Origin of the sequence: Desulfosporosinus sp. Sb-LF (assembly GCF_004766055.1) — a bacterium.
Taxonomy (GTDB): Bacteria; Bacillota; Desulfitobacteriia; order Desulfitobacteriales; family Desulfitobacteriaceae; genus Desulfosporosinus.
In genome coordinates, this window is sequence record NZ_SPQR01000015.1 from 65,214 (window position 1) to 79,171 (window position 13,958).

Annotated in this window: 12 protein-coding genes and 1 pseudogene; 3 read left to right on the forward strand and 10 right to left on the reverse strand. The window is 41.3% G+C overall.

Features of this window, described 5'->3' with window-relative positions; translation table 11 throughout:
* Nucleotides 1-128 precede the first annotated feature (128 nt).
* Nucleotides 129-1,256 (reverse strand): GGDEF domain-containing protein, encoded by a 1,128-nt coding sequence (locus E4K68_RS17680; protein WP_135380236.1) that lies wholly within the window; start codon nucleotides 1,254-1,256, stop codon nucleotides 129-131.
* A 333-nt stretch (nucleotides 1,257-1,589) separates the two neighbouring features.
* On the opposite strand from E4K68_RS17680, the gene E4K68_RS17685 reads away from it, so the two are divergent.
* Nucleotides 1,590-1,886 (forward strand): hypothetical protein, encoded by a 297-nt coding sequence (locus E4K68_RS17685; RefSeq protein ID WP_135380237.1) that lies wholly within the window; start codon nucleotides 1,590-1,592, stop codon nucleotides 1,884-1,886.
* Between the two features lie 278 nt (nucleotides 1,887-2,164).
* Here E4K68_RS17685 and E4K68_RS17690 read toward each other — a convergent pair whose 3' ends face one another.
* The 3 genes from E4K68_RS17690 to E4K68_RS17700 all read right to left on the reverse strand — a co-directional run bounded on the left by E4K68_RS17690 (nucleotide 2,165) and on the right by E4K68_RS17700 (nucleotide 3,879).
* A complete protein-coding gene (locus E4K68_RS17690; protein WP_158291460.1) occupies nucleotides 2,165-2,650 on the reverse strand; it encodes a DnaJ domain-containing protein in 486 nt (161 codons plus the stop codon).
* A gap of 246 nt (nucleotides 2,651-2,896) precedes the next feature.
* Nucleotides 2,897-3,142, reverse strand: a complete 246-nt coding sequence (locus E4K68_RS17695) for a TIGR03905 family TSCPD domain-containing protein (RefSeq protein ID WP_135380239.1) — start codon at nucleotides 3,140-3,142, stop codon at nucleotides 2,897-2,899.
* Between the two features lie 77 nt (nucleotides 3,143-3,219).
* Nucleotides 3,220-3,879, reverse strand: coding sequence for an HAD family hydrolase (locus E4K68_RS17700; RefSeq protein WP_135380240.1), 660 nt, complete (start codon nucleotides 3,877-3,879; stop codon nucleotides 3,220-3,222).
* A gap of 501 nt (nucleotides 3,880-4,380) precedes the next feature.
* Between E4K68_RS17700 and E4K68_RS20730 the strand changes: the two genes are divergently transcribed.
* Entirely contained in the window at nucleotides 4,381-4,530 is a 150-nt protein-coding gene (locus E4K68_RS20730) for a hypothetical protein (RefSeq protein ID WP_199241773.1), read from the forward strand.
* Between the two features lie 47 nt (nucleotides 4,531-4,577).
* On the opposite strand, the gene E4K68_RS17705 is transcribed toward E4K68_RS20730, so the two are convergent.
* The 6 genes from E4K68_RS17705 to E4K68_RS17725 form a co-directional block, all read right to left on the reverse strand.
* The gene (locus tag E4K68_RS17705) at nucleotides 4,578-5,141 is read right to left on the reverse strand and encodes a phosphohydrolase (RefSeq protein ID WP_135380241.1); all 564 of its coding nucleotides are present in this window, start codon (nucleotides 5,139-5,141) and stop codon (nucleotides 4,578-4,580) included.
* 196 nt (nucleotides 5,142-5,337) lie between these two features.
* The gene (locus E4K68_RS17710) at nucleotides 5,338-5,526 is read right to left on the reverse strand and encodes a ferredoxin (protein WP_135380242.1); all 189 of its coding nucleotides are present in this window, start codon (nucleotides 5,524-5,526) and stop codon (nucleotides 5,338-5,340) included.
* Between the two features lie 210 nt (nucleotides 5,527-5,736).
* Entirely contained in the window at nucleotides 5,737-11,004 is a 5,268-nt protein-coding gene (locus tag E4K68_RS17715; RefSeq protein WP_135380243.1) for an AAA domain-containing protein, read from the reverse strand.
* A gap of 487 nt (nucleotides 11,005-11,491) precedes the next feature.
* Nucleotides 11,492-11,794 carry a hypothetical protein gene (locus tag E4K68_RS17720; RefSeq protein WP_135380244.1) on the reverse strand — a complete coding sequence of 101 codons (303 nt, stop codon included), beginning with the start codon at nucleotides 11,792-11,794 and terminating at the stop codon, nucleotides 11,492-11,494.
* A gap of 69 nt (nucleotides 11,795-11,863) precedes the next feature.
* Nucleotides 11,864-12,013, reverse strand: coding sequence for a hypothetical protein (locus E4K68_RS20480; protein WP_158291461.1), 150 nt, complete (start codon nucleotides 12,011-12,013; stop codon nucleotides 11,864-11,866).
* Nucleotides 12,014-12,072: 59 nt separating this feature from the next.
* Nucleotides 12,073-13,260, reverse strand: coding sequence for a hypothetical protein (locus tag E4K68_RS17725; protein WP_135380245.1), 1,188 nt, complete (start codon nucleotides 13,258-13,260; stop codon nucleotides 12,073-12,075).
* A 616-nt stretch (nucleotides 13,261-13,876) separates the two neighbouring features.
* Between E4K68_RS17725 and E4K68_RS21210 the strand changes: the two are divergent.
* Nucleotides 13,877-13,958: pseudogene (locus E4K68_RS21210) on the forward strand (electron transfer flavoprotein subunit beta); the annotation flags it as partial.

Consider the following 13,958-nt stretch of genomic DNA (forward strand, 5'->3'; position numbering starts at 1 on the left):
GCTTGCGACGTCGGATATCTATATTAAGTCGAAATAATGAACCTTACGACAATAGCATCAGCATCCTATAAGGACGCTGATGCTATTATTTATAGAACCTCATAAATCTCAAGGGATGATTAAGATTATCAATATCTAGATTTTTTATGATCATACATTAACATATCAATGTGATTGAAAAATTCATCCGATTTCAATTCGGAATTAATATCATAGATGTCATATCCGATCGAAAAACTAATTTTATAGGGCTTTGGGCTGTCCTTATTGAATTTTTCAACATTGTCAGTTATTCTTTTAACTGCCTGTTCAAGCATCTCTCGACTATAGATGTCTAGGATGATAACGAATTCATCTCCACCAACCCTTGCAATGAAATCATTTAGACGCAAACTTTTTCTGATGATACTTACTGCATCCTTTAGTGCCGCATCCCCAGTTTCATGACCGAACCTGTCATTGATTGACTTGAATTCATCCAGGTCAATCAGGATAGCTGAAAATGATTTTGTTCCCGTACTGTTTCTGATTTTTGCTTGGATATATCCGTCTGACTCCCTACGATTATATACTCCTGTGAGGTAATCAGTTTTTAATCCACGATCTTGTATGTTGAAATATACGATTAGAAGTGACAACATCATGCCTATCCAATTATAGGATACTCCATAATAGAACATTTGAATGGTAGTTCCGACTGTCTGAGGAAGAAAAAACAACAGCAGTGAAAAGTAATTCCTTTTTTCAATCAGACTCCGGTTTAGAATGACGAAAAAAAAGGAATAGCCTATCAGCAAATAACAATAGGCAACATGGACCCAAAAATATTCCCCTCTATGATAAATATTTCCTGCATCAACACTGAAAAACCAACCAGTAAAAAGACTCATTATCGATATCGCAGCGTTGACAACTAAAAAAACCTTCAAAACACGCTTCAGTTTTATTATTCGTTTCTCATCTCGAAATACATGAAAATTTGCATAAATCATGCACAACGATGGTGCCATTGGCGCCATGATATAGAGCAGAAGATTAAACCCCATATTGTAAATTATGTTCATACTACCCGGTAAACCATTAAAAACCCAACCCATAATGTCAACGATAATTAAAGCCATATTGATTATTATTAGGTCAATAAACAGCTTATAGTGCATAAATACCTTTTCCGCACGGTTATAAGCATTGATATAAATAAGAATTAATATGATAAATGAAACGATGCTAGAATCCATTGTCTTTAACGTTACCATGTATATACCCCTACTATGAGTGCTCAAAATTAAAATACTCTAATATCTTATAAGCACTGCTTTTATTTCAGTATCTTATCAAATCATCATACAAATCCAACCATCATCTACTCTATTTCCAAAAGAAAGATTTAATAAGTGGTTTTGCTGTAATAAACATAGATCCACTAGAACCTCTTTAAATATTTCCTCATATTCAATAATTCGATATTATTAAGATGAAATCCTTCCCGGAAAAAGCGAAGCCTTCCAAATCATATAATCGGCCCCTAATATTTCCATCATAATATAAGGCGCAAAGAGCCATAATATGATCATAAGGGTACGTAATGGTTGAGCCAATATTTATATATGCTCTTTTCCGGGTGTATATGGGTCAGCCAAAGATTATATGTAGGTGGTAAAACGCTTGTCTATAGTCGGAGGGAAGATCTTTTAGGGGTGGGAAAAGGCTTTATTGCAGTCTATTCATCGATTGCTTTGATGTCCCAACTTATCGTAAAGGGTCGAGCTAAGATTTTGCTGGGTGTTGAGTTTCTTACGCAACCATATGTCGTAAGATATATGCATGTAGGAATGTCGGTTATATGCAGCCGAGAGGTTGTTTATAGCTGGGTAGATATCTTGTAAGGTCGAACGAATCATCAGTATAGGTGGTAACCTGCTTAATTGTGGTCGGAAGATCCTAGTTAGGTAATCAGCGATCTGTATTGGTGTTAGGTAGATCATTACGTGCTCTTATATATAGCTTTCAAAGCTGCTAGAAATAGCAGCTTTTTTGTTTACATTATTCATTTAAACAAGGGCCCATCAGGCCTCTGGAAATCGCAATGAACTCTTTTATTGACAGTGTTGGAACGGTCGAGTAAATGATAAGGACTGTATTTTTAATAGGCCTCTGTCAAAGTTCATTGAGGAGTTAAGTTGATAGCATTTCCATGAAGAGCATTATAAACTTTGTAAGCAATAAACGCCACAAAACTTAAACTCATTATGATAAGAACTATTATTACAATGAATTCAAATAGTGTTGTTTTATTTTCCTCAGCTTTTTGTATTGGTTCATCGTCGCATGTTTTGCGCATTTCATCGTATAGTTTACGTTGTTGCGGACTCTTTAATGTCTCATATGCCTCGACAATCTCAACAAATCTCTCATATGCATCTTTTCTTGAACATACATCTGGATGCCAAACCTTCATGAGAGTTCTAAATGCAGTCTTTATTTCGTCGATCGTTGCATTTTCATTGATTTCAAGCACGGAATAATAATCTTTCACTTTGGCACCTCCAAATTTATAGCGACATGCGAAAACAATTAATGATATAACCGATTCATAAATCCCAGTATGATAAATGATGTATTTTTTCATGAAGGTAGTTTGTAAGCCCATTCCCCTCAAAAGAGAAGGATCTATCCCTATCATTCCTAGGAATAGATCCTTTTACACTACAACTCTACTTTTAAACTTCCCAAGTGCTACGTTTTAGAGCTGGCTATGCATTCATCAATAATTCTTCAATATTTGTAATCATATTTGAACCCTCAATTCCTCGCTCTAAATGTGCAATATTTCAAGTCACGCCAGCGCCACCGTTACTTCCAAGACCCCCTAGCATATCCAATGAAAATGGTATCTCTATCTAGAATTTTCTATAGCGGTCGCCAGTTGGTCTGGACACGATGTTCCGTTCTGACATTTGATCCCTTTTAATCTCTTCACAACTTCTGCGGCATCCATTCCCTCCACGAGCCTCGATACTCCCTGAGCATTTCCAGTACAACCCTTTACAAACTTTACATTCTTAAGTTTGCCATCTACAATATAAAAGCTTATTTCCTTTGAACATACTCCATCCGGAATATATTTGATAATATTATCCATCTAAAATACAAACCTCTCTTTCATATATCGCAATAAATAAAGCGGCGAGCCGACATTATGGATCGTTCCGTTTATATTTAAATCTCTTTTAACATTTGAATCAATTCCAAAGGGTGGTTCAACAAATACTTTGCACCGTTTAAGGTTAATTCTTCTTTCGTTCGAAAACCCCATAACGCCCCTACCGCATACGCTCCTGCACTATTTGCGGCTTGCATATCAACGCCAGTATCACCCACATAAATTAAGTTCTCAGGATAAATTCCTAATTGTTGGCTTATTAGCAAAGCACCTAAGGGGTTTGGTTTTCTAGGTATTTCATCGCTGACTCCGATTACTACTTCGAAATTCCGATTCGGTAGTAGGGTCATTACCACTTTTTTTGTTAAAGCATCAACCTTATTAGAAAGCACCGCTAATTTCATCTCACGTGCAGCCAGTTCATTAAGTAGCTCGACAATCCCATCATAAGGTTGTGTTTTGTTCGTGCAGTTATTACGATATTCCCCCATCATCAAATCGAAACACCTAAGAATTAACTCTTCCTCTTTACACATTTCGGGTAATGCTTCACGCACAAGATTTTTAATCCCATTACCAATGAAGTACTTATAGGCTTGAAGCTCATGAGAAGGAAAACCATATCTTTGTAGAACATTGTTCATAGAATCCGCTATATCTTCAAGTGAATTAACTAGTGTCCCATCTAAATCAAAAATAACTCCTTTAAACTTCATACTGCCTTCCTTTCGTTACGCTTAATGATCTACATATGCCGCTAAGTTTAGTTTGAAATCAGGAAAATGTCACCCCGGTGGTGGTAATTAAGATGACTCAGTACACATTACTCCCGGTTTGTCTTTGCGAAGATGCCCGTGGCCTTTTTTTGCCCCCATTGGTTTATTTTACACTAACTCCCCTGTTTCTGGCGAATCGAGGATACGACAGAGGACCTATTACCTTCGCTCAGTCAAAGACGATGAACAAATGATTATTGCTCATCATAACATCAAACTCTGGCTATTTGTTATTCCATATTGTTACACATAACCCATACTTTGCATATTATGTGTTATCTCTTAACAAAGGAGGAAATTCAAATGGCATTTGGTAACGTTGATGGGGTAGACTGCGGATGTGGAAAAGGCTTTGGCGCAGGGATCGCGGCAGTTGTTGTTATAATTCTTCTTCTGATCGCAATGGGAATCGTATTCTAATTTAGAAAGGTGGAACTTCTTATGTACGGTATGGGTTATGGTGGAATGAGCGGAGCATGTTGTCCTCGACCTGTTGCTCCCGTTGCGCCTTATGGCGTTGGCGCGGGTGTCGGTGTCGCTATCATTGCAGTAGCAATTTTGATTCTTATCGCTTTAGGTGTGATCTTCTAAAAAACTCTTATGAACTGGCTACCACCCGAAAAGGTGGTAGCTTTTAATTATTCATGACGTATCCGCAGGGAGCACGCGTAATTTAGTCCATTGAAAATCGCAATGAACTCTTTCTCGACGCTGGTAAAATCCCTTTGGGAGAAATCATGTTCCACAGACTTATACGGAGAAGGATCAAACATATGGAAATCCATCAGCGTTTCAAACTCATAGTGAAGCAAAGTGTCGTCAACATCCTCTATCTGCTTCCGTTCTTCATCCAATAAATCGCCAAGACCAAAGTAGTCATAGATAATCCTTTGTAATTTTTCCTCGATAGTAAAATACTGAGGTAGGTTACGCTTGACTGGCCTTGTTAAATCGGATATGTAGCTTTCACTGGCATCATGCAACAGGCAACCGAGTTGGACCCTTTCAGAATACCCTCTATTTTTGGCCTCTTTATAGCAATGAATTGAGTGCTGACCAACCGAGTAAAAATGGCTGCAATGCCCGTTAGCCCTGGTCATTAGCGATAACGAGTGGGCTATATCCTCTATCTTAATGTCTTCCTTTACAGGTTCTAGTGGAAAGAACTTAATTTTTGAGTATGTTAATATATAGTCGGACACATCTATACCTCACTTTTACAGATTCATCTCAGTTATATCTATTATTTTTACCGAACCAAATTCTCAAAAGTAAATCCTGCTGATTTGCCCATCGAATTGTCTTCTACCTAGATTATAGCTAAACATTCTGATCTTTATATGTAAAAAAACGGATGATTAACATCCGTTTTTACTTTTTTACCTTATCATCACTTAACTATTCAATAGTAATACAATGTGCTGGGCAGCCCTCGGCAGCTTCTTTTGCAGCTGCCTCAAACTCACTGGGAACCGGGTTTGTGTAAGCTACTGCTAACCCGTCAGCCTCCATCTTAAACACCTCAGGGCAGAATGCAGGGCATGATTCACACCCGATGCACTCATCTTTATTCACTTCAGCAATCATAATATTAACCTCCTCAAAAATTTCTTCTCTTTGTCAGAGCCAACTTTTCTAAATAATCTTATCATAAGATGAGTTTCTTGGAAAGTTTATCCTATCTGAAACAGGGAAGTATACTACACCAAGCCCTCTTGGACATTTTCCTTAACCAGCAGCTCTCAACTTACGAGATATGCCGAGCATTTCGTCCCGTCTCTTCGTCTACAAATCAGTTTATAAATCATAAATCATTTGTAGATCCTCTTTCTTGAATCCGCATAAGTCAAGAATACTATAGGTGATTCGAATGGTTCTCACAACGTTTGAGGTGCTGAAGACATACATACCATTCGATAACCTCTCAAATTTCACATAGTCAAGAAACGCTGCACTGTCGTAGGTAAAACGTGGTTGCCTTTGACATACGTACTTAGAATCAAGATTATTAATAATATCAGGGCGTAAAACAAGCAATTCTTCTAGCACGCTCGTTAATATATTGGGAATTGTGCTTGGAATTATAACGTTATCCTGGAACTTGATTTGGAAAGGTATATTTCGACCTATACGCCGGACCAGAGGAATAGTATTTTCCTCAAACTTCTCAATAAGGTCCTGCTTATTTGTCACCCCAGGTGCTGTAACAGCTTGAACATCGTCGATGATTTCATCATCAATTACTTCGATGACTTCTTCAATTTTTACCACGTCAGTATTGGATAGCTCTTGATTTTGTAGTAGCCCTTTAGTTAGTAGCAGCTCTTCAGTTTGTTGTACAAGGTCGCTAAGCGGTGGTTCCATACCCCAGCCACGACGAATTTCTGCAGCACGTCTAAAGATCGCACCTTCTAGAACCTCAGTGGATTGGACTGGAACCTTGTCCATCTTCATCCCTTCGGCCGGGATCTCTAGGGCTTGAAGTCGTTCAAATACTAGTCTCATCGCTCCCTCAGGATCTCTAAAAAACTCACTGCCTCTGATGCGGACAAAGCGCCAGCCGAGGCGTTCCAAAATAGCCTGGCGTGACATGTCTTCGCCCAGGTTTTCCAAGGTATGATAGCGATCACCATCACATTCCACTGCAAGGCGTTTACCATTTCCCTCAACGACCATGTCGATCCTAAAAGCTCCGACTGGCCACTGGGGTGTGACGCGGAAACCCTTATGCACTAATTGTCTTAAAACCTGGCGTTCGAATTCGGACTCAGTCTTTGTTTCCTGTTGTTCAAGAGCGTTCGTCACGGCATAGGGGTCCTGGGCATGTTTAATAAGGTCGCGTCGGATATCTCCGGCTTTCAAATCTATGTCAGGATCAACGGAATGGACAACCCATAACTGATCACGTGCTCGGCTTGCAGCTACATTGAAGCGTTTCTTATACATATCATGAGCACCCTCACGCTTTAGAGTTAGTGGGCCCTGCCCGGTCGGCGCGTCGACGACAGACAGGAATATAACGTCCCGTTCATCTCCTTGAAAATGGGCCGGATTGCCGCACTGAATCCGCCGTCTTGTGTACTCTGAGGGGGACAAATTCGTTTGCAAGAGACGATCGATCAACATGGCTTGTTCTTCCCCGACCAGAGAAATCACCCCAAAGGAGGCATCCCTATAGAGGGGGTTTTCGATGCAAGCGAGGATCAACGAAACAATCGTATGAGCTTCTTTGTCATTGGTCTTACCACGGGAAGTTGCTCCCTCTACTCTATACGCGACCGTAAAGGGTTTAAGTTTCACTTCGCTTTCATCACGCAAGGGCTTGATTTTTCCATTATAAGACAAGAAGTTACTAAATTGAATGATCGGTGATACACAACGGAAGTGTTCACGTAAGCAGATCGGATCAAAGGTAGTCATGCCTAAATTGTAAATAGAGAACAAGCCGTCGTAGAGCTGACTGTTAGGAATGCCAGGCAAATGTTCATCGATCAGTTTTTGGATCTCATCTTGATTTTGCCCGACGCCTACCGGGCTAACCTGTTCGTGGTCGCCGACGATAACGACTTGACTCCCTAAGTATAAGGTCGTTAAGGCCATGGCATCGGCCTGGCTGGCTTCATCGACGATGACGACATCAAAGCGGTTGGTCTTAGGGTTAAAATTTTCGATGACGCGGTTGATGGGCATAATCCAGACTGGCACAGCCGATTGACAGATCGGCATTAATTTACGCGCTTCGGCTAAAAACCGTGGTACTCGTTTCCCCGTACCTTTACCAATACGATGCATGATTTCTTTCCAGCCCTGAAGTGCCTGGCGTTGGGTTAGGGTCGTTCGCCTCACTTGCGCTGCCCAGGACTTCTTCTCGACAAGTATAGCGGTCGTGCGACGAAGGTCTTCCGACAGCTGAGTAATACGTGCCTGCAATTCCTCCATCGAGGTCCTTGCCCGTTGTTCCAATTCACCCTGTAGTTGACACCATAGCCAGGCGTCTGTGGGGTTACTTGGAATCCTACCTGACCCATGTAAATCAGTTCGCGATCGTAGGGCACTTGACCAATTAGGTGCTACTTGCTCAAGTTTTGCTAAAAACTTGTGGCGTAGTTCAATATCCTGACGTCTAGAAGTTAGCTCGATCAAACGATGATATGCTTGCTTATAGTTAGAAAGATTTAGGCCTGAGAGCGCGTCGTATAAGGAAGAAACCACCGCAGCCTGGGTCTCCAGATTATCTACAGACTTGACGACTGTCACTAGTTCCTCGAGTTTGTGCTGTAGTCGTACTTTATGACAATAGGTGGAATGGGCTAAAAGCACCAGAGTTAGTTCACCCTTTACCAGATCGTGAATTCTAAGCAAGCGACCATGCTCACCGGCATGAATCGGGACATGCGTGAGGAAAAGCTCCCAGTCAAAACCAAAGCGTTTAAGCTCATCCAAGAGCGGATTCCATTGGGTCGCTGCCCAATCAAGACCTTGACGGAGAGCGTAAACTAACTGCTGGCAAACATTTTCGGGAGTGGTCCCTAGTTCTTCTCGACCAGGGCCACCTAAGACAGCAACCTGGCGTTCCCAGCGTTCAACAAGTTTGGTTCTGGCTTTGGTTAACTCAAGGACAACCCTTAGAGCTTCAAAATGCGTTTTCTCGGAAGGTGACTTTCCTTCTACACGCGCTTTCTCGATAAACGCCTTCCATGGTCGTTTTGTCCAGAGTTTAAAGCTAGTGAGCTTAGTACTTTGCTTCAGAAAATCGAGAATTTCAGCAAGAATTTTTTCTTCCTCTTCAAGACTCATATCCGTTGGCAGGGTTGGACCCCATTCAAGCAAGAGTTCCTTAGCCTCCAGCGCTTGCCTCGACACTTGTTCTACCTGAGTTATGAGGTTTTGCCATGCGTCACGTGCAACGCCGCCATCCATACCAGCCTCTAGTGTATCGAGACGCCATTGATCACGGGTATTCAGTACTTCAACAGCCTTAAGCAGGCGTTCGCTCAAATACTCAAGGTCTTTCGTGTTCGTCATTGGATCACCTGAAGACCACAACTCGGGACGCTCATTAAGCTCTATACTATCGACATTTTTCTTTTCTGTTGCAAACCGCTCAAATTCTGTAGGGGTCGGTAAATTCTCGGGCTCTGGCAGCGCGGTCTTAAGTTCCCGTTCGTCTTCTGGACTTAAAGCGACGTTCGTCCGATATAATTCTGCTAGCTCAGTGGGTGATAGTGGTAAGGGCGCTCCTAAAGAAACTGGACCTGGGATCCAGTTATCAACGTCCTTTGTGTCTTTGACTAGACGGGCAGCTTCTGAGGGTGGGTATTCTTTACCTGCCACAACGATTGAGCGATATTCATCCTGGCGGGCAAGGAGTAATTTATGTCGGGTTTCTCTTAATCTTCGAATAAGCTCTAATCGTTGGGTCTGCAATTGTTCAGCTTCCCGTTCTAAGACGTCCGCATTAGATGTAGAAAGACGTTCCGTGATCGCATCGATCGCACGATCCATTTGATCGCGACTATTATCACTAATTTGGCTTATACATAGGGGCTGAAGTGGTTCTACTACTTTTTCACGCAGCACTTGCAAGGCCTTTGAGGTATGACTCGTGACCAGAATGCTTTTTCCTTGGGCCAACAAATGTCCGATCAAGTTCGCGATGGTATGGGTTTTACCGGTCCCAGGGGGGCCTTGCACCAAAACTGCTCCGTGTTGGTCCAAACGCTGAGCAATTTGTAATTGTTCGCCATTAGCTTCTTTACTGAGCAGAATAGTTTCATCTTCTCCGTTAGGGTCTATGCCAGTCGGCGTTCCCCCACCGTCCACCTCACGCGATTTTTCAGTCACGATACCCACGACGTTCTTCAGAAAATCAGGCAAATCGTCACGTTCAGGTAAATCTTCAATGATGGCTTCAAGGGCTTGGCTATAACCTAGTGTCCTCTTGCGCAAAAACAGCAAAGGATTGCGCTGTATCATTGGGATGTCCCGCTTATTTCTCGAGTTTGTGGGCGTTAGATCACCATAGGGCGAGAGTTGAATGACTAAGCGTTTAAGGGACTCGGAAGTGTTTTCACCACCCAGAGGATGCCAGCCACCATTATCTAAGTCTTCTTGTAAAGTACTCATCGATTTGGCAGTAACCTCAGGAATAAGGCGCAGTAGTGCGCTATAAAGCTCAGTCGGCTTGTCCCCTTCCGACACCGTGAATTCGGGAAGGGCTGGGTCGAATTCAATTCGTAAACGAAGTAGCAGTATGGGATGATAGAAATTTCCAGCTTCGCTACCTGTCCAATCTAAAAGGCCATCGCCTAGCACAAGTTCGACCTGCTCAGACTCACGTTCAAGGCGGGCATAAAGGTCATAAAGCTTCGTAAAGATTGTCATTGCTTGCCGCGCCGGACGTTCCTTGCAAACCCAGGCTTCGCGTTTCGGGGACCATTCGTTAAGAAGTTGAGGACGTTCGGGATCGTCATCGAAACGTATTATAAGTATCTCTTCAGGCTTGATGAGGGTCTTTTCGGCCTGTATTGTGTGCTCACTAGTTTGCCAATCCTCTGTTAGCCAAGGGATGAGCTCTGCTGGCGGTACAGGTTTGTTATTACTGCCCTCAGGGTTCTCGAAGTCTTTAGTTTCTAGCCATTTGTTCCATTCTTCCACCCACTCTGCATATAGATCTACTCGAGTTTGCTCATCGCCAAAATGAATTGTTTTTGGGGCGATTTCCACTTGCTTCTGGGGGATAACTTTAACAGACCCATTGACCTCTTGCCAGCCCTTCTCTAACCAGGAAAGTAATTGAGCCGGCGGTGTGGGAGGGTCGTAGAGCTCAGGTCGACCTACTTTAACAATGTAATCGTCAGATGAACTTTCATCATCTAGGGAATTGCCTGCCACATTCCCACGACGGATTGTTGGATGCTCTGGCATATCTCCAAACCACAGTAACCACGGCTGGGTATTAATATCCATGGGTACAGGGTTCTTGAGTTGATCGAGAGCCTGGAGGTAACGGAATACTTGGAGAAGAAGTTTTTTATCGTGTTCGTGATTTTCAGCGTTGTTCAATGATACATCTCCCAATAAATAAGTTTATCTAAATATTAGTGTCACAGTTTTACTATCTATTTGAACTGAGGAAGGTATGTTTCTGTGCCGTTAGGAAGTATCCGCTACTATATATTCATTAATAATGCAATTTTCGTCAAGAATATATAAAATCCTTTTTTGGGATTTAAGTAAATAATGGTGATTATACACGATGGCCATTTCCTTGAACTTGATACCGCCATAGTCCTTGTCATTGCGACCAAAGACGGCCTCTGCTAAACTGCCAAAATAGTAAAAACTCCTTTTGAATTGTGTTAGTGCCTCTCGTCGACACTTTTATCTTAACACCTTTCAAAAAAAGTTCCTAACCTACCGGTAAGTACGATATTGGTACACCAAATGACACATACCAATCTTAAATGTTTGGTATATGTCATTTGGTTTGCACAAAATAATATCACCTTATTCATAAAACATAATCCAATAAACATGAAGCACCATCTTATTAGTACTCTGACAATTTACCCAAGTAGTCCATTCTGCTACAATTATCCTCAGTCTTGATGTAATCTTCTAGACATTGTTGGTAGATATAAACCTCAGTTCCTTTTCGCAGATACCCTCCAGGGTCTTTAATCAACGTAACAAAAGAATTTTGTGAATAGATTTTAGATATAATACTTTCCCTGTCCATCGTTATGCTTTCATTGACATTAATCGTATTAGCCTTGATTTTATAAACTTGGACTTCACGAATTCTAGAGTGGTTGATATTGAAACGAACTTTGTATATTCCGTAATCAGCCAATCTGCATCCCCCCTACTGAGTAACCCCTCTTACTCCCAAGGTCCCTCAAATCATTATATGAAAATATTTTCAATCGATTACTAGGTTGTAAGCAATAATCACTTGCGTTACTATGGAAACAATCATATATTCGTCAATGGTTTCGTGTTCAAAAGCCTTATTCTTAACTGCCGTTTTTACTATGTTTTGAGTGATTAGTTTTAGTCCCTCGATATCCATGACTTTAGGTGTATTCTTTTAGTACCTTTCTTTATGTTTGCTCAGTGTTTTACTGGATATTATCCAAGGTTTCCTTCGGTATACCCAATATGCCAAGCTTTTTTCTTCGAACAGGCAGAATACCAGATTCGAAATTTAGGCACATCTCCGGTTTCCCGAACAAAACTGCTTCGGTAAATATAACCATCATCCCATTGATCTCCGGCACCGGGTCCAAGTAATGGTCCCGGAAGTGGCATACTAAGCTCTTTCGGTTGTGACATAGGTGCGGTTGCATAGAGCAATTGACAATCTTTGATCGTTCCTTTATTAGGCCACCCAGAAATTAAAAATTCAATTTCTTGTTCAAGGTGATTGGGTTTAGCTCCTATATGCCAAGGAATATACCCGCCATTCCATGTATTCCAGGGAGCACTACAAGGCTGTCCTAAACTCCAGGTAATGCCATCTGCCGATGTATATAAATGCATTGTCACATTTCCATCAGTAGTCCACATATACCACTCTTGAGCACTTTTTCTCCAAACCGTCGGAGATAACATTAAACCGGTTTGATGGTCCCAAGTTTTTTTAAAGCAGAGGATCTTATCACGTAACGTATGATTTGAACTGATTTTTTTAACCCATATTTCCTCATAAGCATCCTGGTAATATTCGCGCCAGTAAAGAATTAGAGTGTCTTGATCCGGGTCAAAAACCAATTCCGGATCTGAATTGTAGTTTCCTAAATAGGATCCTAACGGCTTTGAAACCAATGGGTTTTTAATCCCGGGTGGGTCAATCCAATTAAGTCCATCCTTGCTGACTAAAAGGCTTGGATTCTCGAAGGCACTATTGTAGTTGGGATAAGGGGTAAAAGCCATCCAATAACGAAATCCTCCCCAACTATTAATGCCGTATTCAGTCATAAAATCAATAATACTCGGATGAACCGATTGATCGGAACGATCATAGGTTGGAGTTACTACGTGATTAAATGCATTAATAAAGGGCCTGTTAATTATATGATGAGACACATGGGGAGGTTGGACTTCGTCGGCAATGACTAAAGCTGGTTGCTGACGTACTAGCTTTACGTGATTATTTGATAAGGAAATACCAAAAAAGTAAAACCCTGCTGCTGTCCCGATAAATGTTTTTAGAAAAGCTCTTCTTGTTATTATTTTAGTTGAGCCAGGGTCCGAAGATTCCATTTCTAATTCCTTTGAATCGCCTTTAAATGCAGCAAGGATTTTTTCACCAAGCATCTCTTTACCCCCCAAGAATTGCTACCTCTGTGTGCTTGATTTTTACGGCCGAATTTACGAACTGATAAATATCCATATTCTTAGTCGTCTTTTTGTACTTCAACCGATGATGCCCCTCACTATGTCCAGATCTCTGTAATTACAAAACAAACACCTAAGACTTTTCCGTCTAGCTAACACCAAAATTCGCACTTCGTAATCCCTAAAGCTACTTGAAATATGGATATGAATGCAAATGATTTACAAGAACAATAAGGGGAAGTATCTTGAAGTATATTAATCCAACGACACCTCCCTTTTTTGCCACATCAAAAAACTCAAAGCTTGGTGTAAGAAGTTCCTCTCTTTGGCGAATCGGCTCTGACAGAACAACGTTTATCTGCCAACTATCCCAACCTTACATGTGCTCCGTTCCTATTTTTTTCTCTCAAATCATACCTACCGTGACGAAGAGCTCTATCAAAAAATTCTGTAAAAAATTAATTGACAAGTTGTGAAATATAGTACATAATGCGAGTATACTGAATTATCCGTAAAATTTGGTGGACAAACAATAGTACTCAATTATGTAACAATGGTTCTTTAAAAGTACTTATTTATGAAGGGAGATTTTTTAGTGCACTTCGTAGTCTGCCTAAAGCAAGTTCCGGACACTTCCGAAGTTCGAATCGATCCTGTTACGAATACCCTCATGCGGG